Annotated in this window: 1 pseudogene; it reads right to left on the bottom strand. The window is 72.2% G+C overall.

Annotated features, from left to right (window positions below):
- Nucleotides 1-228: 228 nt before the first annotated feature.
- Nucleotides 229-564, bottom strand: a pseudogene (gene rpsC / locus G3I71_RS46065) (30S ribosomal protein S3); the annotation flags it as partial.

Raw genomic sequence — 564 nt, forward strand, 5'->3', positions numbered from 1 at the left:
GACTCCGCCGACCTCGTCATCAGCCAGCGCGAGCTGACCGCGCGCGCCCGTCTCCGGGCGCCCACCACGCGCCACCTGTCGGTGGACAACTTCATGAGCAGCCCGGTGTACGACCAGGTGGTCGCCGAGGTCGTCGCCGCGCGGGACGGGACGGCGGCGCGGTGACGGGCGGCGGGGTCGACGTGCTGACCCGCGAGCTGTGCGTCGCGGACGGCCGTGCGACGACGTACGACGACCGCCGCCGCGAGGACCGCGGTCGCCACGGTCACCACGCGGGCCAGGCGAGGGGCGGGGAGCCTGCGAGGCCTGCTCGCGTGCCCACTCCTTCTCGGTGACGTCGCCCTTGTAGACCCAGACCTTCACGCCGATGCGGCCGAAGGTCGTGCGGGCCTCGAAGAAGCCGTAGTCGATGTTCGCGCGCAGCGTGTGCAGCGGCACACGACCCTCGCGGTAGAACTCGGAGCGGGACATCTCGGCGCCGCCGAGGCGACCGCCACACTGGATCTTGATGCCCTTGGCGCCGGCCTTCATCGTGCCCTGCATGCTCTTACGCATGGCCCGACG

The organism is Streptomyces sp. SID12501, assembly GCF_010550245.1.
GTDB lineage: Bacteria > Actinomycetota > Actinomycetes > Streptomycetales > Streptomycetaceae > Streptomyces.